This window comes from Vibrio sp. MarTm2 (assembly GCF_027587055.1).
GTDB classification, from domain to species: domain Bacteria; phylum Pseudomonadota; class Gammaproteobacteria; order Enterobacterales; family Vibrionaceae; genus Vibrio; species Vibrio sinaloensis_D.
The window spans coordinates 134,329-153,185 of record NZ_JAPPTK010000009.1 but is presented as its reverse complement, the minus strand read 5'-3'; the positions used below and the strand labels follow the sequence as shown (position 1 = coordinate 153,185).

Below are 18,857 nucleotides of genomic sequence, written 5' to 3'. Positions count from 1 at the left end.
AACAGGATGAGGCAATGAAAGAGTTTAACTGGAAAGAGGTCGATCTCAATTTGCTGGTGGCGTTTCAAGCGGTGTACCAAACCAAAAGTGTCAGTTTAGCCGCAGAGCAATGTTTTGTGAGCCAGTCAGCAATGAGCCATACCCTGCAAAGGATGCGTGGGCTGTTTGAGGATCCTTTATTCGAACGCGTCGGGATTCGAATGGAGCCGACACTTCGTGCTCATGAGGTTGCCCCTTTGATCGATAAGCTGCTCGCCAGCATCAAAAACGATCTACTCAGCAAAAAGCACTTTTCTGCGCAAGACTACCAAGGAGCGTGGCGTATCGGGTTGACGGATTACGCAGAGCAACTCTTTGCCCCACAACTTTACGATGCGCTCAAAGCGGTGTCGCCTCAATCTCAGGTCAGTTTTTACAACGTCAATCGCAGCAATTATCTCGATATCGCGGACAGTGAAGATCTGGATGTGGTCATCGGCAGTATTGATAATCTCAATCGCCGTTTTCTGTCCCAGCATCTTTATACTGAGCAGCACTTGTGTATGTATGACCCACAGAGCGTTGATGTCGATTTGCCTTTGACGCTGGAGCAGTTTGTCTCACTGGAGCACGCATTGGTGAGTCCAGATGGCAGCTTGCACACCCAAGTTGATAAGCGCTTAGCCAAACTCGGTTATGAACGGCGAGTCGGTGTCGCATCGCGTCATTTTCTTACCGTACGTCGTTTACTGCTTGGTCGAGAGCTGGTTTGTATTGTGCCCAAGCGTTTTGCTGAAATGGAAAGCGTGAGTCATGGTTTGATGGCCGCTCCGCCCCCTATTGACGTGCCTGATTTCGATATACGTTTGATTTACTTAAAAGCCAATCAGTATGAAGAGAAGAATATCTGTATTCGTGATGTGGTGAGCGAGGTTGTGAATTAATGTTCGGGGTGCAGCTTGCGTACAATAAGACCACTTAGCTTCCAAAGTAGTAGCGTTAAGAACGCGCTTAAGTACCCGTCAATAGCGTAGTGCCACGCGAGATGCACCGAGCCAATTTGAATCGCGACCATATATCCCCACATCAGATACCCGAGTCGCTTATTCAATCTATAAGCGCCCAATGCCATCAACACAGCAATAGAGACATGCATGCTAGGCATTGCCGAGATCCCCGTGCCAATGCCGCTTTCTCTGCCTAGGTATTTTAACCACAGTAGGTCTTGAACATCGAGCGCCCACAGTGGGGGGAATCCCAGTTTCTCTAACGCTAGGCTTTGGGTAGTAAGCCTGTCCATTAATGGCAGATATTGGGTTTGATTGACGTCTACCAAGTGGGCGTAACAAGGCCCTGCGGACGACATTAGCGTTGCGGTCACTCCACCAATCACCAACCAGCTAGCCATAAAGGTAATCAAATACTGATTGCGCAAAATGGCCATATCTCGGCGGACAATAAAGAATAAGACGCTGCCCCACATCAATAAAAACCACAGATTGTAGAGAAAGTTGATCACAAAAGAGCTGTAGATGGAAGAGAACCATTGGTGGGTGAGTCGCCAAGGATCATTGCCAAAGTGGAGCCACTGATCGAGCTGATAGAAGAGCAAATCATATTGAAATGGGTTGATATCCGGAATGATCGATTTGAGATAGGTGTAGCAAGAAAACGTTAAGTTGAGCGATAAGACCAGCAATACAAAGCTGATCGGCTTAGCGATGGGGTGAAAGAAGCCGGTAATGGTTTTTAAATAGACCAACAAAGGGTGAGGCGTTTTGTGATAGGCCAAGTAGAGGTAATAGCCCGAGCTCCAAGCAAGAAACGTAATGTAGCAAATGGTAAACAGTGCCCGCAGGTAGGTTGTGAGGTCATACTTGAGTTGTGACTGCTCAACAAACCATTGTGAGGCGAGATAAAGCAAAGCGCTCGTCACAATGACATAGCCATACAAAAGCCTGTCATCAAAGATATCTTGCTTTACTCGTTGCCACTGCGTTGGTGAGGCGCTTGGGGTATCCATAGCCAGTTTGGTCTTCTCCATACTTTTTAAAAGTGTAGAACACCAAACTATTCTTGGGGGATTTATGATTTTGAATCAGCTAGTTGAGTGTGTATCGAGTCCAAACTTTAGATCGCCAACGGTGAGCCATAATCAAACCACGAAACCACTCATCGAGGGCGATGGCCATCCAAGCGCCTAATACGCCCGCCCCCCAGTGAACGCCGAATAGGTAACTCATTCCAACGCCCCATCCCCACATGCTGAGAATCCCCATTTTGACAGGGAATTGGATGTCTCCAGCCGCTTTCAGAGCGGAGATAAAAATCAGGTTAAAGACCCGTCCCGCTTCCAAAATGATGGAACCCGCGATCAAACTTGCAGTTAACGCCGCAATTTCTGGTTGGGTGGTAAAAATCGCGATGATGCTATCTCGGAGCAAGTAGATGGAAACCGTCACTATGGTGGAGACGATAAAACCGATCACAAAGTACTTTTGAACCAGTTGCAGAATGGAGTCAATCCAGCCGCGTCCGATGTAGTAGCCTGCTTGAATCTGGCTGCCTTGCCCAAGTGCAAGCGCAAAAGCAAACGAGAGGCGAGCAATGTTTTGCGCATAAGTAAACGCTGCGAGAGAGGCCGTCCCCATTTGGACAATAAAAAAGGTAATGCAAATTTGCGCCATGTTGTATGAAAGCACTTCTCCTGCATTCATCACGCCAATTTTCACAATACGTGAGTAGATGAGTTTCGGAATTTGACCAAATTCGGCGAATGGAAGGGCGATATCGGAACGTTTGACGACGACGCAAAGAATCAGTGTGCCGATGACTTGGCTAATTACGGTTGCGATCGCGACGCCTTCAACACCGTAAACGGGCAGGCCAAAAGGCTGGTAGAGCGCAATGTAGTTGCCGACGATATTGATCACGCCGCTGATAAGGTTGACCACCATCGGAGAGCGAGAGTAGCCGTTGCTGCGCAAAATGGTGGTTAAGACGATGCCCATGGTGACATTAAAGGTGAGGGCGCCACTGATCACTAGATATTCATGCGCATATTGCTCGACCTGTGCTTCCAAACCATAGAGTGGCAAGAACTGATACGCACCAATGAGCGCGATAACGCTCAGCGCTAAGCCAACCACAAACGACAGTGCAATACTGGCTACGCCCACATAGGCAGAATCTTGATGTCGATTGGCGCCATTGTACTGAGCGATAAGTATGCCAGTGCCACTGCTGACCATTGAAGAGACAATGATCAGAAAGAACGACAACTGAGAAATCACCCCAACCGCAGATACCGCTTTATCAGAGTAGCCGCTTAGCATGAATACATCGCTGGTATTGAGCGCGGTTCGCAGCAAGATCTCGACAAATAGAGGCCAAGTCAGCGCGACAATGCTCATTCTTTTGTCGATGGAAGAAGTTGGGTTTGGCATAGCGAATGAAAAAAGAGAGAGATAAGTGAGTAATTATATAAGCGCACCAATAGTAAGGGTAAAGGTATTCTTATTGAGTGAGAAAAAAGGCGACAAGATCTCAGTTTGTAGGGCTAGTTGTTAAGTTATTGAGTGAGCCACTTAGCGTCGCTGCTGCGCGTGACGCAGTGCGCTCACTCATGTTAGAGCGAGGTGAAAACTTGCAAAGATGGCAGCCTAATATTGTATCTAAAGGCTGCCGAATAGAGGTGGGATCAATCTTGATGCTGGAAGAACGCGTCCAGTTGTGGGGCTAATGTGTCTACCCAGAGTCGATAGGCGTTCGAGTTTAGATGCAGGTCATCGCAACTGTGGGTCAACGGCAGAAATCCTTCTGGTGAGAGTGACGTGTTTAAGTCGATGAAGCGCATGTTCTTCTCGCCGCAGAGCTGCTCTAGCTTTTGGTTGAGTTCTGTCACCTGTGGATTGAGTGACGCGATTCGCTCACCGACGTAGAGCGTAGACTGAACCCAAACTTCAATATTGTGGCTTTCCCAGTGTTCGAGCATTTGACGATAGTTACCCAAAACCTCTTGAACTGAGTAACCTTGCGAGAGATCGTTGATCCCCGCCATGACACAGACCAGTTTTGGCTGGCAGGCGGTGGTTGTACTCATGCGACGAACCATGCCTGATGTGGTGTCACCTGCAAGGCCGCGATTGGCCAGTTTTATGTTGGAGAGAGCGTCATGCCACGGGCCCCATTCCGTGATTGAATCACCAAACATCACAAGGTCGACTGTTGTCGCAAAGGCGGAGTGATTGTCTTGGGTCAGGATGAATCGGCTCATTTTGTGTGCTCGTTGATTTAGGTCTAGGTTTCGGCAGATTTGTGCGAATTGCTCAGGGGTTATGGATTCTGCGTCTAGATGCTCGGTGAGTGCTTCAATTTCTGAACGCAATGCAGAGATGCGAGTAGAAAGGCCGTGTTCATCGCGTAATTGGTAGAGATCGTCAACCAACTGGTAGAAAGAGCGGTGCTGATTGGCGTAGTACAGCTCGAATAAGTCGAGGCATTGATTCTCTTTGAGAGCTTGCAGGAGTTGTTCTTGGGTCATCGAATGTGTTCTCTATCGTATTCTGGTGGTGTGGATTGGATTTCTCAGTTCGCTGGTGGTCAACATGTCTAGAACCCTTCAAATTTATCAATGGCTTCACGTGCTTGAGCTAACGAACAACCGCTCTCGCTCACCAATTGACTGACGCTTATGGTTGGATTGTTTTCCAATAGCTGCTCTGGCGTGATGCTCGGAGCCGGAAGGTGTTTTTCAATCGCTTTGATAATCCAAAGGTTTGCCTCTGAGTCGAGCTGGGTCATCAGTGTGCGTAACGCGTCTTCTTCCCCCGTCAGTTGCCAGTGTCGAGAGCGCCGAATGCGTTTGAGTTGGCAGTTGAGCCGACAAGCGAGTGCAAGCACTGCGGATTTGTCGTCGACTCGATGGACAAAACTGTTCAGAGTAATAGAAAGCATGGCTTAGGCAATCCCTTGATTTAAGGCACCAACAGAGGAGCGCTCGTTAGTGTGCTTGCGGCTAAACCAATGCACGACAAACTCAGTAAAGGCAGAGAGTTTGGTGCTACCACGAAGCTCTGGTGGGTAGATTAAATAGATGCCACTCTCGACAATAAAATAGTCATCAAGGATGCGAATCAGCTCGCCATTATCAATTGCCGGCTGAACCAAATAGTCCGGCATTTTTATGACCCCTTTGCCTTGTTTGGCCGCTTCAAGCAATAACAAATTATCGTTGATAAACATATCGCCATCAGTGTCGATGACGAAGGTGTTATTGCCGTTGGAAAACGACCAGTGAGTCAAATGTGGATCAGACAAGCAGTTGTGTTGCTTAAGATCTTCGGGATGTTGCGGGCGGCCATTTTGCTCAAGGTAAGCGGGAGAAGCGCAGCAAATGTGCTGATAAGACATCAACCTTTTCGCCACCATGTTTTCGGGAGGTGAGTTGGTTGCGCGAATAGCGAGGTCAAAGTTGCTTTTGGTCAGATCTTCACGGGTGTAACCGATGTCGAGATCAAACTCGATTTGCGGATGAAGCGCTTGAAACTCTCGGCAAATATTGATCAAAAATCGGTGGCTAAAAATCGTTGGGGCTGTGATCCTCAAAGCGCCAGTGACTTCACTTTTGGTGTGGTCGAGCTCTTTTTCTAACTGCAAGATTGATTCGTTGACGCCTTGCATCTTGGTGAGGATTTTTTCTCCCGCAGAGGTCAAACGCACGCTGCGAGTGGAGCGAATCAGTAAGCTGGTTTCTAACTCTTGTTCGAGCTCTTGGATCTGGGAGGAGAGGTAACTTCGTGAAATACCGAGCTGGTCGGCGGCTTTTGAAAAGCTGAGCTGCTTAGCAACTTCACTAAACAGGGCGTAGCGCTCAAATCTTTTATGCATTTTGTGCATGGTTCATTACCCAATCGTCATCCTAGAGCGCGAATTATAATTCAATATAGAAAATGAAAACTTGATGATTGTTTGTTATATCGAATTATATTTTCTCAAAGTTGGGGTTAATCAGGCCATAGGTCGGGCGTATAGTGAAGGCAGTGAAATTATTGGCCAACGCACCAAGGCCTTTTGAAATAGGAAATTAACCATGCAAAACGATCACCCTGTGTTTTCGCCGCTGATCCAAGGCTATTGGCGAATGGCTGAGTGGGGAATGACCACTCAAGAGCAACACGCTTTTGTTAAACAGCATGTTGAATTAGGAATTACCACGGTAGATCACGCCCCTGTTTACGGACCAGATTCAGCGTGTGAACGACTGTTTGGTGAAGTCTTGGCGTTAGATAGCCAGTTACGTGAGCAAATCCAGATTGTCTCCAAGTGTGGTATTTATCGTGGGTATGGCAACCAAGTTAATCACTACGACAGCGGCAAGGCGGCGATCGTAAAATCGGTGGATGAGTCACTTATGCGTCTAAACACCGACCACTTGGATGTACTCTTACTTCACCGTCCAGACTTATTGATGGATGCGGATGAGGCAGCAGAAGCGTTTGCCGAGCTAAAAGCGGCGGGCAAAGTGAAGCATTTTGGCGTGTCGAACTTTACCCCAGCTCAGTTTGCGCTGTTGCAGTCTCGTTTGGATACAGCGCTGATCACCAACCAAGTTGAAATTAACCCAGTGAACTTGCATGTGACAGAAGATGGCACGCTCGAGCAGCTTCAACAGGCGCGTGTTCGCCCAATGGCGTGGTCTTGCTTGGCGCAAGGAGAGCTGTTTAATGGGCAGAGTGAGCAGTTGACGCGTCTACGTGCCACTCTTGATGAAGTTGCACAAGAGGTGGGAGCAAGCTCGATTGATCAAGTGGTCTACGCTTGGGTTATGCGCTTACCATCGAGACCCGTGCCGATTGTAGGTAGTGGCAAAATTGAGCGTGTAAAAACCGCCGTTGCGGCAATGGATCTCACCCTAACCAAAGAGCAGTGGTATCGCATCTGGACTGCCTCTAAAGGTCATGGCGTCGCGTAATCGATGCAAAAAAGGCGAGCTGTGAGTCTCGCCTTTTCTATTTGAACACGCCAACGTGAAAATGTTGGTCTATCTTCGGCTGGGCTTCTCAGGCTCTCGCTTCAGCCACCAGAGCATCAATCGTGTTGTGGTGCTCTGGCTTTACTCCCGCCAAATTGCCGTATTTCGGCTGGTGGCGATCATTCTCTAATGGGAAATGCCATCCAACCGTTTGTTCAACAAACTGCTTGGCAAATTGTTCAGAAATTTCTAAACAGCCGGCGAGTACGGTATCGACATAAGTTTGCATGATTGGGCTGAGTGAACATGGTGGCTCGGGCGCATCTTTGATGTAGACCCACACCGTATCTTGCGACGTGAATGTCTGTTCACAGTCCAGTTTCTCAGGGGCGATACTCACGCGGTGGTAGCCTCTTTCTCTGCGATCAAATTCTGCCAACCCGGAAGCGCTGACTTGAAGAACAACGCCATTGACGCTGCCTTCACCACGGTCGACCACAAGTGGCGATAAGATGTAGCTGTCATCCACTTTCCCCCAATAGCGTTTAAACCCATGGGCAGTCGCAGGGATCGCCGCTGATGTTTGGCCCGTTAATTGACGTGAAGCCGAGTTCATTAAGCTGCCATAGCCGAAAATGTAGTGGGTCATCCGTCTCTCCTCTGTTTGGCTCTTGAGTGTATGGCCTTTTTTATTCTTCTAAAACTACCGAGTTTCAACCGCAATTGAAAGATAAATAAATGACTCTAGTGAGTCTAAATGACATCTTTAATTTGTGTCTTTTTGACGTTCTTTTGTCGCGAGAATTGCTTGAAAACAAGCGATGACGGGGTTTTACAACTTGGAATGTTTCTTGCGATGTCTTGGGGGTATTTCAATGTGAATGACTTAGGAGTCACTCTGTGCTCAATATTACCGACAAAAAAGTCGAAGAGGCGATTGTGCCTTTGTTGCGACTAGGGTTTAGACCTTTCTTTTTGCTTGGCGCACTGTACGCCGTTGTTTCAATTGTTGTCTGGGTATGGATGTTTCAAGCGGGTCAACCTTCTGCGCTGCAAGTGCCTGCGTTGTGGTGGCACGTCCACGAAATGTTGTTTGGCTTTGCGATGGCGATTGTGGTGGGGTTTGTGCTGACGGCGGTACAAAACTGGACGGGCATCAACGGTACTAAGCGCTATCGCCTTGGGCTGCTGGTCTTGCTGTGGTTGCTACCAAGAGTATTGTTTTGGACACCGACACCACTGTGGCTCATTTCGAGCATTGAGGCGCTGTTTCTTCTGATGACAACTTACGAAGTCGGCTCTCGAGTGGTTAAAGCGAAGGGATGGCGAAATCTATTTTTTGTCCCTCTATTTGTTCTCGCGGTCGTGGCCAACTTTGCCAGCTATGCGGCGATTAAAGGAATGCCTCCTTTTCCGGCTTCTGCTGTTTGGCAAGCGATGCTTTGGTGGTTCACCTTGCTGTTGTCGATCATGGGGAGTCGGGTGATCCCCTTCTTTACGGCGCGTCGCTTTCAGTTCGACAAGCCGCAACCTATTGTTTGGCTTGATTGGGCAGCAAACCTTCCATTGGTTGGATTGTTCATTTTAAGTTTCTTTCCGATGACATTTGCTCAGCTCGGTGCGCCTCTTATGGTGATTTCGGGTATGGCGCATTTGATAAGAGTGATGCGCTGGAAACCGTGGAAAACCTTGAGCGAACCCCTTGTTTGGTCTCTACATGCGACCTATCTGTGCATTCCCATTAGCCTGCTCCTTCGTGGTTTGATTGATAATCCATTTGCGACTCATAACATGCTGCATCTGTTTGCCATTGGCGCGATAGGCGGAGTGATTCTTGCGATGATTGCTCGTGTGACTATGGGCCACACAGGGCGTGCAATCTACCAAGGACCCAACATGGTTGTAGCGTTTGTTGCCATCATTGGTGCTGCGCTGGTACGCAGTCTTGGGGTCGCATTTGACCCTGCGAACATGATGCTTTGGATCAATGTGAGTGCAGCGCTCTGGACAGTGGCGTTTGGCTTATTCGTCTTTAAATTTGGCGCGATGCTGACAAAAACCAGAGTTGACGGGCATCCGGGGTAGAGGGAAAAGTAAAGGCTTGGCATATTCGCCAAGCCTTTTTGTAGGGTAGGAAAATGGGGGATAACCTACCTTAGCTTGCTCTAGAAAGGGTCACCACTTCAGAAGGCTGTTGACGCTTTAGATAATCACTTAGCGCCGACTGTTCTTCGCTATTTAGATAGAGCCCGAGCTTGGTTCTGCGCCACAGGATATCTTCCTCGGTGACCGACATCTCCTGCTGAATCAAATAATCGATTTCACGTTGGTAGACACCTTCCGCAGCCTCAGAAAATTGCATGCCGAGATCTTCGATGCTTTCTACACCGTCAAGCAGCTTCCAAGTGTAGGTACCAAACTGAGTGACGTAACGCAGTAGCAAAGACTCACGGATCCATGGATACGCAGCGTGGATTTTGTGCGCGAGTTGCTCCCGTGAGCAGCTAAAGTTACCACCTGGCAACGCATGATTGGCTGTCCATCCTGTCCCCATCTCTGGCAAGTAGGGTTTCAGTTTTTCGAGCGCGGCTTCACCTAATTTACGGTAAGTGGTGAGTTTGCCGCCAAACACTGAAAGCAATGGCGCTTGATCGTATTCAGCGTCGAGTTCTAACGTGTAGTCGCGAGTGATCGCTTGTGGAGAGTCTGATTCATCATCACACAATGGACGAACGCCACTGTAGGTCCAAACGACGTCATCACGTGTTAGTTGATGAACGAAATGCTGATTAACAATATCGATGAGGTAGTCGACTTCATCTTCCGAGATCGCCACTTCACGCGGATCACCTTTGTATTCGACATCCGTTGTGCCAATGATCGAGAACTTATCCAAATAAGGGATCATAAACACAATGCGATTGTCTTTGTTTTGTAGGATGTACGCTTGAGGTTCATCATGGATTCTTGGAACCACAATATGCGAGCCTTTGATCAAACGAATGTTTCTTGGAGAGACTTGCTCTAACCCATCATCAAAGAACTGTTTCACCCAAGGACCTGCGGCATTGACCAAGGCTTTCGATTTACGCTCAAAGGTTTGCCCTGTTAATTCATCGCGAATGGTGACGTTCCACATTGCCCCTTCACGCTGCGCGCTTTCAACTCGGCAATAATTACGGATTTCCGCTTGGTTTTCTTTTGCAGCCAGAACATTGAGTAGCACTAAACGCGCATCATCGACCCAGCAATCTGAGTACTCGAAGCCTTTTTTCATTTCAGGCTTGAGGATCCCTGATTTGGCTAAATCGACACCTTTACTTGCAGGCAAAGTGGTACGCTTTCCTAAGTTGTCGTACAAAAACAGACCGCAGCGGATCATCCAAGCTGGACGCAGGAAAGGGCGATGAGGAAGACGAAAACGCATCGGCTGAGCGATATGCGGTGCTTTGTTCAGAATCACCTCGCGTTCTGCGAGCGCTTCCGAAACTAATCGAAACTCATAGTGCTCGAGGTAACGTAGCCCGCCGTGAATGAGTTTTGAGCTCGCTGAAGAAGTGGCTGAAGCAAAGTCGTTTGCTTCATACAGACCAACAGATAAACCACGTCCTGCTGCATCAGCTGCAATACCAGCGCCATTGATACCACCACCAATAACGATCAAATCTAAAATGTTTTGCGAATTAGCCGCATTCGAATTGTTACTCATAAATATGACCTTATGTTGAGCGAACGAGCATTTTTGAATCTAAACGAATCTTAGCTTAGCTTTCGTTTTTGATCACCTTTTATTTTCGTTTATGTTCGTTTGTGTGATTTAAACACAAAAAAAACCTTCGTCTGCCGACAAAGGTTTCAATAAGGTTAAAAAGTAATGAGTCTGTGTGAAATGTGCTTACTCGCTGATCACTTCAAGCGGGATTGCGTTTTCCTGCAGTATTGTGAGGATCTCTTTTGGCGGTTGCTTGTTAGTAAAGAGCATATGCAGCTGAGAAATATTGCCCAGTTTGACCATTGCGTTGCGGCCAAATTTGGTGTGATCGACCGCAAGAAATACGCTGCGACTGTTTTCGATGATCGCCTGCTTGACTCGCACTTCGTGGTAGTCGAAATCGAGCAGTGAGCCATCGAAATCAATACCACTGATGCCGAGAATGCCGAAATCAAGTCGAAACTGCTTAATGAAGTCGAGTGTCGCTTCACCGACGATGCCACCGTCACGGTTACGAACCTCGCCACCGGCAAGGATGACTTTAAACTCTGGGTTAGGCAGTAGGATGGTCGCGATGTTAAGGTTATTGGTCACGATACGCAGCTGTTTGTGGCTTTTGCTCAGCGCACGCGCGATGGCTTCAGGTGTGGTACCGATATCGATAAACAGCGTTGCGCCATCTGGAATGTGCTTAACCACTTCTTCAGCGATCACGTCCTTTTCATTGAAGTTCATGTTCTTACGCGCGGAATAAGAGGTGTTTTCTGAACTCAAAGGAATGGTCGCACCGCCATGATAGCGGCGGATTTTGTTCTCATCGGCAAGTTCGTTGAGATCTCGCCTAATGGTTTGCGGACTGACATTGAACTTTTCCACGAGTTCATCAGTGCTCACGTAGCCTTGTTTTTGAACTAGGGCAATTATTTGTTGATGCCTGGGTATTTGCTTCACTCGTCGCTCCCTGTGTTCGAGCTTGATTCGAAAATAATAACTCGCGCTATTGTGCGCGAATTCTTTCGTTCTGAGAAGCGAAGCGTGAGTGGAATCGGGGGGAGGACGCAAAAAAGGGCACCCTTAAGGTGCCCAATGTCGCTGTTGCTGAATGAAAAGGAGGGTTACTCGTCGTCTTCGCTATGCATTTCTGACCATACTTGCGCACATTTCACAGCACGCTTCCAACCTTTATAGCGGCGGTTTCGCTTCTCTTCATCGTGGTGTGGGATAAAGGTGCGATCTAACACCGCTTTGTTTTTAAGCTCATCAATGTTGTTCCAGTAGCCCACTGCTAAGCCCGCTAGATAAGCAGCGCCCAGTGCGGTGACTTCGGTGACTTCTGGTCGGTGTACTTCGGTATCTAACACGTCGGATTGGAACTGCATTAAGAAGTTGTTGGCCACTGCGCCGCCATCAACGCGAAGGTTAGCTAGCTTGATCCCAGAGTCTGCTTGCATCGCATCTAGTACGTCGCGGGTTTGGTAGGCAATGCCTTCTAGCGTCGCACGAATGATGTGATTAGAGCTTACTCCACGAGTTAGGCCAACAATGGTTCCGCGAGCATACGCGTCCCAGTATGGTGCGCCTAGTCCTGTAAACGCAGGTACCACATACACGCCGTTAGAAGAGTCTACTTTTGTCGCGAAATACTCAGAGTCTTTCGCATCGGCAAGCAGCTTCATTTCATCTCGTAGCCACTGGATGGATGCGCCACCCATAAATACCGCGCCTTCTAATGCATAAGCCGGTTCACCAGTTGGGCCACAAGCTAGGGTGGTAAGGAGTCCATTGCTGGATGTGACTTTTTCTGGGCCTGTATTCATTAACAAGAAGCAACCTGTTCCGTAGGTGTTTTTCGCTTGGCCAGCTTCAACACACATTTGGCCATACAAGGCAGCTTGTTGGTCACCTGCAATACCGGCGATAGGGATACGTGTTCCTCCTTTACCACCAATGTTCGTTTGACCGTAAATTTCCGACGAGCGTTTCACTTCTGGCATCATCGACATTGGAATGTCTAGCTCGTCGAGCATTTTCTGATCCCAACACAAGTCATTGATGTTGAACAGCATAGTACGCGATGCGTTAGTGTAGTCGGTTACGTGCACGCGGCCTTGGGTCATTTTCCAGACAAGCCAAGTATCGACAGTACCAAACAGAAGTTTGCCTGCTTGCGCATCTTCACGTGCGCCTTCAACGTTATCAAGAATCCATTTCACTTTGGTGCCAGAGAAGTACGGGTCGAGCACCAAGCCCGTGTTGTCTCGAACGTAGCTTTCTAGCCCTTTCTCTTTGAGTGACTCACAGATATCTGCTGTGCGTCGACATTGCCATACGATGGCGTTGTAAACCGGTTTGCCTGTCTCTTTGTTCCAGACAATGGTGGTTTCACGCTGGTTAGTAATACCAATACCTGCGAGTTGATCTGAGCGGATGCCCGTTTTAGCCAGTGCTTCGACTAAGGTAGAGCTTTGGGTTGCCCAAATCTCAAGAGGGTCATGTTCTACCCAGCCTGCTTTTGGGTAGATCTGTGTGAATTCACGCTGCGCGACGCTGACAATGTTCGCATCGTGATCTAGGATTACGGCGCGAGAGCTTGTTGTGCCTTGGTCTAGGGCGACAATGTACTTTTGCTCGGTCATGGTAAGAATCCTTTTTGTTTCATTATTTCTATTTTAGTTAATACAGGGCAGATAGGTTACGCGCGAGCTTCTTGTGCGTCTTCTTCTGTGTCACATTGGTTTGGAATGGTACAGCCATGGCCTTCTTGAGGAAGGTACGCCGCGATTGCTTTTGGATACAACCAACCACCAAAACAGGCACCCGCGATAGGAGCAAGGATAGGGATAATAAAGTATGGAATGTCCTTCGCACCTGATAGTGCGTAATCCCAACCAGCGAAGTAGGCAAATAACTTCGGAGCAAAGTCACGAGCTGGGTTCATGGCGAAGCCAGTCAGTGGACCAAGCGAGCCGCCAATCACCGCGATGAGGATACCAATTAGTAACGGGTTCATCGCACCACGTGAAGCGCCATTGCTTTCGTCGCCCAACGCAAGAATCACGAACATAAGAACAGCAGTGATGACAAATTCCACAGCAAAAGCGCCAAAGAAAGAGAGTGAAGCGTGTGGGTATGTCGAGAAAATGCCTGCGGTAGAGAGCGCTTCTTGGCTGCTTCGTGCGAAGCCATGCGCTACTTCATAGTCGGTGAACAGGTTGCTGTAGAGAGCGTAGACCAATGCCGCTGAGCAAAATGCGCCTAGCAGTTGTGAAATGATATAAGGCACGACTTTCGCCTTATCAAAGCCATGAAAGGCAGCAAGTGCGATGGTGACCGCTGGGTTGATATGAGCTCCAGAGACGCCCGCTGTACAGTAAATCGCAATGGCAACACCAAAGCCCCATACAATGCTTATTTCCCATTGACCGAATTGTGCGCCGGTTAGAACCAGAGCAGCAACACAGCCAACGCCAAAAAAGATCAGTAATCCTGTGCCGATAAACTCGGACAGGCACTCTCCAAATAGAGAGGGTTGTTTATTATTCATAGTAAGAGTCCTTTTGTTCCATTTGTGTGCGTAATCGATTGGCACAACGCACATTCTGCACATTTAGAACAATTCGAAAATAAACAATCTTCAAAAATGAGCGTTCGAACATCATTTTGATAAATTAAAGTGGTTTTTTTGTTAATGAAGTTTGTGTTTTCGAACATTTTACGTTCGAGCAGTAAATTGACCGGTAAGTCAATGCGGTTAGGCTTTGGCTTGGGTGCGCTTAACGAGTGGTTTAGATGTAACATGCTGTATATGTTACATTTTTCTAACCTTAAGTGGGAGAAACTGTTGCTTGCTTGTGACCTTGGTTACAAGAACAAAAGCCGTTTGGGAAAAGTTTGACCAGAAAGTGGTGATAACTGGTCATACCAAAGAGAGTGCAATCGAGCGTAATAGAAAGCGAAGGGGAGGAGGCTTAGCGATAATCAATCAACTGCTGATATTTAGTGCGAAGTTCGTTGAGTGCCATCTCCACATTTGGTGCTGGCTTACTCAAGTGCTTTATCAAGGTCATAAAATAACAATCGAGGATAAGTGGGATCTTGCTTTGGACAGATTCAGGAAGCTCTGCTTGGTCAAACAGCGCTTGATTAAATGATTGATAGTAGTCCATGTCCCAAATCACTTCTTTGAGCAGTGCTTTGCTGAGATTAATGTTGGCAAAATAGTAGCTGTAATAGGCTTTCGCAAACTGCATTCCTAACTCAATCGGATCTTGACTCGGCAAAGGTAGCGCTTGGTGCGATAGGGCAGCAAGTTGATTGACCATCCCTTCACGTAAAATCGCCAATTTGGTCTCAAAGTGGCTGAACACAGTGCCATCTGCCACCCCTGCGTGCCGAGCAATTTGTCGGGTAGACGTCTCCTGATAGCCTTGCTGCTCAAACAGTTGCCATGCTGATGTAAGAATTTTTTGTCTCGTTTGCTCGCGTTTGCTCATCATGATCTCAGGATTAATTCGTTTGCTCGAATCATACGCTTTGTGCTGGTTATTGACAAACTGAGCTCGCTCATTTATAAAATTGAGCGTGCTCATTTTTTGTTGAGGTGATTCATGGAAAGTATGCTTCGAACGTTTGCCATTTTGTTGTGTCGGTGGCTGATCTTTATCCCTGGGCTTTTTTGTTTTTCTTATCTTTTACGTCCTTTACTTATGTTGGTGCTGATTCCGGGGGCTCTGATGTTTTTGGCCATTATTGGTGGCCCAGAAGTACGATCTGCGATCATGAAAATGGTTAAGGACAGCGTATGAGTTGTATCGTTTCAGGAGATATTCCAAGTAAAAGTCGTCTCTTCGGGCGGCGGAAAAAACATGGCTTTAGCGATAGTTTGAGTTTTACGCTCACCGACCAAGATCGCAGCCCTGCCGAGGTTTATGTCGATATTTTTGGTCGTCTTCCTCAATTTGTTGAAACCTTGATGGCGTTAAGAAACCAGTTGGTCAAGCCGTTGGGTTTTGCGGTTTCACCACGCTCGGAAACGCTCACTGTCGAGATGCTTGAGCAGCAATGCACGAATGGCTTACACCGCGTTGAGTGGTTGTCTGAAGAGGAGGTGATTTGCACCAGTGAAGACAAACATATGCAGGTGAGTCTATCGCTGCTGAAAACTGAAGCTGGGCACTTCACCCTAACTACATTAGTCAACACGAACAGTTTGGTTGGTCGCGTCTACTTAATGGCGATCATTCCCTTTCATAAGGTGATAGCTTTAGCCAGTGTGAGAGGAGCGCTTTCACGTTTAGAATCGATAGATTAGCGCCCAATAAAGCGAATTAAACCGCAAGCTGCAAGTGAAAGGTCTCAATATCATGAGGCCTTTCTTGCTTTCTTACGTGTGCTTTGGATGCGCATTATTGATGATGATTCGCAGGGAAAGGATTCGTTTGCTCGCTTTCGATGAGTAAAGATAGTAACGAATTCTGTTAGAAGTGGAATGCTGCCCTTAAAAGAGGTACTTAACATTCTGTTTTTACTTAAATTTAATTGTTATGCAACATTTGTCACAGAAAGCGATTGATTTTCAAATAGAATGCGCATGTTTTCGAACGAAAGTTTTCTTTGCTCGTTCGAGTTTTAATCTCCTACCATCGCTCAAAATTATAATGAGGCCTTTATGTTTGGAATCTTTAGACCTAAGGCGCATATCGATCGCTTGCCCGCTGACAAGATCGATAGCGCTTACTCGCGCCTACGTTGGCAACTGTTTATCGGCATTTTTGTCGGTTATGCAGGCTATTATCTAGTACGGAAGAACTTTAGCTTGGCGATGCCGTATCTTATTGAACAAGGGTTTAGCCGCGGCGATCTTGGTGTGGCTCTGGCGGCTGTTTCTATTGCTTATGGCTTGTCAAAATTCTTAATGGGTAGCGTGTCTGATCGCTCGAATCCACGTTACTTCTTGAGTGGTGGCTTGTTAATGTCGGCCTTGGTTATGTTCTGCTTTGGCTTTATGCCATGGGCGACGGGCAGCATTACTGCGATGTTCATTCTGCTTTTTATCAACGGCTGGGTGCAAGGCATGGGGTGGCCTGCATGTGGACGAACCATGGTTCACTGGTGGTCACGTAAAGAGCGGGGCGAGATTGTATCGGTTTGGAACGTTGCTCATAACGTTGGTGGTGGTTTGATTGGTCCACTGTTTATTCTTGGTCTTTGGGCCTTTAACGATGATTGGCGTACTGCTTTCTATGTTCCCGCCTTCTTTGCCACTCTCGTTGCCGTCTTTATCTGGCTCACGGTTCGCGATACACCTCAGTCTTGCGGACTTCCTCCTATTGAAGAGCATAAAAATGATTATCCAGATGACTACGATAAGTCACATGAGACGGAGATGACGGCAAAAGAGATCTTCTTCAAATACGTATTCTCTAACAAATTACTGTGGTCGATCGCGATTGCCAATGCGTTTGTCTATTTGATTCGCTACGGTGTCTTGGACTGGGCGCCTGTTTACCTAAAAGAGGCGAAAGATTTCTCGGTCGATAAATCATCTTGGGCCTACTTCTTGTACGAATGGGCGGGGATTCCTGGCACACTTCTTTGTGGTTGGATCTCAGACAAACTATTCAAAGGCCGTCGTGCACCTGCAGGTATTTTGTTTATGGTGTTAGTGACGTTTGCTGTCTTGGTTTACTGGTTTAACCCAGCAGGCAACCCGGCTGTTGATATGATGGCATTGGTGGCGATTGGTTTCTTAATTTATGGGCCAGTGATGCTGATTGGTCTTTATGCGCTTGAGCTTGCACCGAAAAAAGCAGCTGGGACAGCGGCAGGTTTAACGGGGCTGTTTGGTTATCTTGGTGGTGCGGTAGCGGCGAACGCCATTTTGGGTTACACGGTTGATCACTTTGGTTGGGATGGTGGGTTTATCATTCTAGTCGGCTCTTGTATTACCTCGATTGTGTGTCTGACGTATGCGTTTTTAGGCGAGCGTGCTCACCATGAGCAAAAAGCTCGCGAGAAAGCCGCATTAGCCTAATGGAAGATAAAACAATGTCATCGGCAATTGCGCTTATCGTCATAGCGTGAGGCTTAAGCAAAAAATCCCCCAACAGATCACTGAAGGGGGATTTTTTAGAGCTGATATGCTGAATTAGTTGTTGCTGTGAAGCTCACTGTTCAGTTCAACTGCTGATTTGTTTGCAAGACATTCAATTTGACCCGTCACAGAGTTGCGGCGGAATAGAAGATCAGACACGCCAGCTAGGTCGCGCGCTTTAACCACTTCCACTTCTTGGCCAGATGAGTCTAGCATGCGCACTTTTGAGCCTGCAGTTACGTATAGACCAGATTCAACCGTACAACGGTCGCCTAGAGGGAAACCAAGACCTGCGTTTGCGCCTAGCAGTGAGTTTTCTCCGATAGACACAACCACGGTACCACCGCCAGATAGTGTGCCCATGATAGATGCGCCGCCACCGATATCTGAGCCGTTACCAACGACAACACCCGCAGAAATACGACCTTCAACCATGCTTACGCCAGTGGTACCCGCATTGAAGTTGATGAAGCCTTCGTGCATTACCGTTGTACCTTCACCCACATGTGCGCCAAGACGAACGCGAGACGTGTCCGCAATACGAACGCCAGCTGGTACCACGTAATCAACCATTTTAGGGAACTTGTCGACACAGTCTACAGACAGTGCGCGACCCGCTAGGCGAGCTTCGATTTGACGATCAGCAAGTTCAGGTAAGTCGATTGGGCCTTCGTTCGTCCATGCGATGTTGTGCAGTAGACCAAAAATACCATCCAGTACTGTGCCGTGTGGCTGCACTAGACGGTTAGAAATAAGTTGTAGTTTTAGGAAGCCTTCAGCAACTGATGCTGGCTTTTCATCAGTTGCAAGAACCACAAGCACAAGTGGTTGAGCCGATTCTGCGGCTTTCGCTGCGAATGACGCGTTTGCGCTATCACCATTTGCTTCAAACGCTGCGGCAAGTTCAGCACTTTGCGCTGCAGAGATTTCGATCGCCTGGTTGCCTTGCTCGTAACCTGCCACTTTTGCTACTGCGTCAACAAGTGCATCTGCAGGGTTTAGTACTGGGTTTGGGAAAAATGCTTCAATGATTTTGCCGTCGCGGTTTTTAGTCGCGGTACCAAAAGCAAGAGAAAAGTAAGCCATGTTGAATCTCCGTG

Annotated in this window: 17 protein-coding genes; 5 read left to right on the top strand and 12 right to left on the bottom strand. The window is 47.7% G+C overall.

The genetic code is table 11. The features are described from left to right. Positions 1 to 14 precede the first annotated feature (14 nt). A complete protein-coding gene (locus tag OH458_RS16505; protein WP_269979157.1) occupies positions 15 to 923 on the top strand; it encodes a LysR family transcriptional regulator in 909 nt (302 codons plus the stop codon). On the opposite strand, the gene OH458_RS16500 is transcribed toward OH458_RS16505, so the two are convergent. The 5 genes from OH458_RS16500 to OH458_RS16480 form a co-directional block, all read right to left on the bottom strand. Then, positions 920 to 2,002 carry a phosphatase PAP2 family protein gene (locus OH458_RS16500; RefSeq protein WP_269979156.1) on the bottom strand — a complete coding sequence of 361 codons (1,083 nt, stop codon included), beginning with the start codon at positions 2,000 to 2,002 and terminating at the stop codon, positions 920 to 922. The two genes, OH458_RS16505 and OH458_RS16500, sit on opposite strands and share 4 nt — an antisense overlap. A 79-nt stretch (positions 2,003 to 2,081) precedes the next feature. Then, positions 2,082 to 3,425 carry an MATE family efflux transporter gene (locus OH458_RS16495; RefSeq protein WP_038215244.1) on the bottom strand — a complete coding sequence of 448 codons (1,344 nt, stop codon included), beginning with the start codon at positions 3,423 to 3,425 and terminating at the stop codon, positions 2,082 to 2,084. A 254-nt stretch (positions 3,426 to 3,679) separates the two neighbouring features. Continuing rightward, entirely contained in the window at positions 3,680 to 4,522 is an 843-nt protein-coding gene (locus OH458_RS16490; RefSeq protein WP_269979155.1) for an SGNH/GDSL hydrolase family protein, read from the bottom strand. 68 nt (positions 4,523 to 4,590) lie between these two features. Then, positions 4,591 to 4,935, bottom strand: a complete 345-nt coding sequence (locus OH458_RS16485) for a ribosome recycling factor family protein (RefSeq protein WP_269979154.1) — start codon at positions 4,933 to 4,935, stop codon at positions 4,591 to 4,593. Between the two features lie 3 nt (positions 4,936 to 4,938). Further along, positions 4,939 to 5,877 carry a LysR family transcriptional regulator gene (locus OH458_RS16480; protein WP_269979153.1) on the bottom strand — a complete coding sequence of 313 codons (939 nt, stop codon included), beginning with the start codon at positions 5,875 to 5,877 and terminating at the stop codon, positions 4,939 to 4,941. A 193-nt stretch (positions 5,878 to 6,070) separates the two neighbouring features. Between OH458_RS16480 and OH458_RS16475 the strand changes: the two genes are divergently transcribed. Next, entirely contained in the window at positions 6,071 to 6,952 is an 882-nt protein-coding gene (locus OH458_RS16475) for an aldo/keto reductase (protein ID WP_269979152.1), read from the top strand. Positions 6,953 to 7,040: 88 nt separating this feature from the next. Here OH458_RS16475 and OH458_RS16470 read toward each other — a convergent pair whose 3' ends face one another. Then, the gene (locus OH458_RS16470) at positions 7,041 to 7,601 is read right to left on the bottom strand and encodes a gamma-glutamylcyclotransferase family protein (RefSeq protein WP_269979151.1); all 561 of its coding nucleotides are present in this window, start codon (positions 7,599 to 7,601) and stop codon (positions 7,041 to 7,043) included. 251 nt (positions 7,602 to 7,852) lie between these two features. Between OH458_RS16470 and OH458_RS16465 the strand changes: the two genes are divergently transcribed. Then, positions 7,853 to 9,037 carry an NnrS family protein gene (locus OH458_RS16465; protein WP_269979150.1) on the top strand — a complete coding sequence of 395 codons (1,185 nt, stop codon included), beginning with the start codon at positions 7,853 to 7,855 and terminating at the stop codon, positions 9,035 to 9,037. Positions 9,038 to 9,107: 70 nt separating this feature from the next. Here OH458_RS16465 and glpD read toward each other — a convergent pair whose 3' ends face one another. The 5 genes from glpD to OH458_RS16440 all read right to left on the bottom strand — a co-directional run bounded on the left by glpD (position 9,108) and on the right by OH458_RS16440 (position 15,157). Further along, positions 9,108 to 10,661, bottom strand: a complete 1,554-nt coding sequence (gene glpD / locus OH458_RS16460) for a glycerol-3-phosphate dehydrogenase (protein ID WP_269979149.1) — start codon at positions 10,659 to 10,661, stop codon at positions 9,108 to 9,110. Between the two features lie 186 nt (positions 10,662 to 10,847). Further along, entirely contained in the window at positions 10,848 to 11,615 is a 768-nt protein-coding gene (locus OH458_RS16455) for a DeoR/GlpR family transcriptional regulator (protein WP_269979148.1), read from the bottom strand. Between the two features lie 164 nt (positions 11,616 to 11,779). Beyond that, on the bottom strand, positions 11,780 to 13,300 hold the full coding sequence (gene glpK, locus OH458_RS16450; protein WP_269979147.1) for a glycerol kinase GlpK: 1,521 nt from the start codon (positions 13,298 to 13,300) through the stop codon (positions 11,780 to 11,782). A gap of 56 nt (positions 13,301 to 13,356) precedes the next feature. Beyond that, positions 13,357 to 14,208 carry an MIP/aquaporin family protein gene (locus tag OH458_RS16445; RefSeq protein ID WP_269979146.1) on the bottom strand — a complete coding sequence of 284 codons (852 nt, stop codon included), beginning with the start codon at positions 14,206 to 14,208 and terminating at the stop codon, positions 13,357 to 13,359. 424 nt (positions 14,209 to 14,632) lie between these two features. Then, positions 14,633 to 15,157 carry a TetR/AcrR family transcriptional regulator gene (locus tag OH458_RS16440; protein ID WP_038215435.1) on the bottom strand — a complete coding sequence of 175 codons (525 nt, stop codon included), beginning with the start codon at positions 15,155 to 15,157 and terminating at the stop codon, positions 14,633 to 14,635. Positions 15,158 to 15,465: 308 nt separating this feature from the next. On the opposite strand from OH458_RS16440, the gene OH458_RS16430 reads away from it, so the two are divergent. Together OH458_RS16430 and glpT are read left to right on the top strand one after the other, a co-directional pair. Further along, a complete protein-coding gene (locus tag OH458_RS16430) occupies positions 15,466 to 15,975 on the top strand; it encodes a DUF2867 domain-containing protein (RefSeq protein ID WP_269979145.1) in 510 nt (169 codons plus the stop codon). 357 nt (positions 15,976 to 16,332) lie between these two features. Then, on the top strand, positions 16,333 to 17,697 hold the full coding sequence (gene glpT, locus OH458_RS16425; RefSeq protein ID WP_269979144.1) for a glycerol-3-phosphate transporter: 1,365 nt from the start codon (positions 16,333 to 16,335) through the stop codon (positions 17,695 to 17,697). Between the two features lie 114 nt (positions 17,698 to 17,811). On the opposite strand, the gene dapD is transcribed toward glpT, so the two are convergent. Further along, the gene (gene dapD, locus OH458_RS16420; RefSeq protein ID WP_005471438.1) at positions 17,812 to 18,843 is read right to left on the bottom strand and encodes a 2,3,4,5-tetrahydropyridine-2,6-dicarboxylate N-succinyltransferase; all 1,032 of its coding nucleotides are present in this window, start codon (positions 18,841 to 18,843) and stop codon (positions 17,812 to 17,814) included. Positions 18,844 to 18,857: the final 14 nt, after the last annotated feature.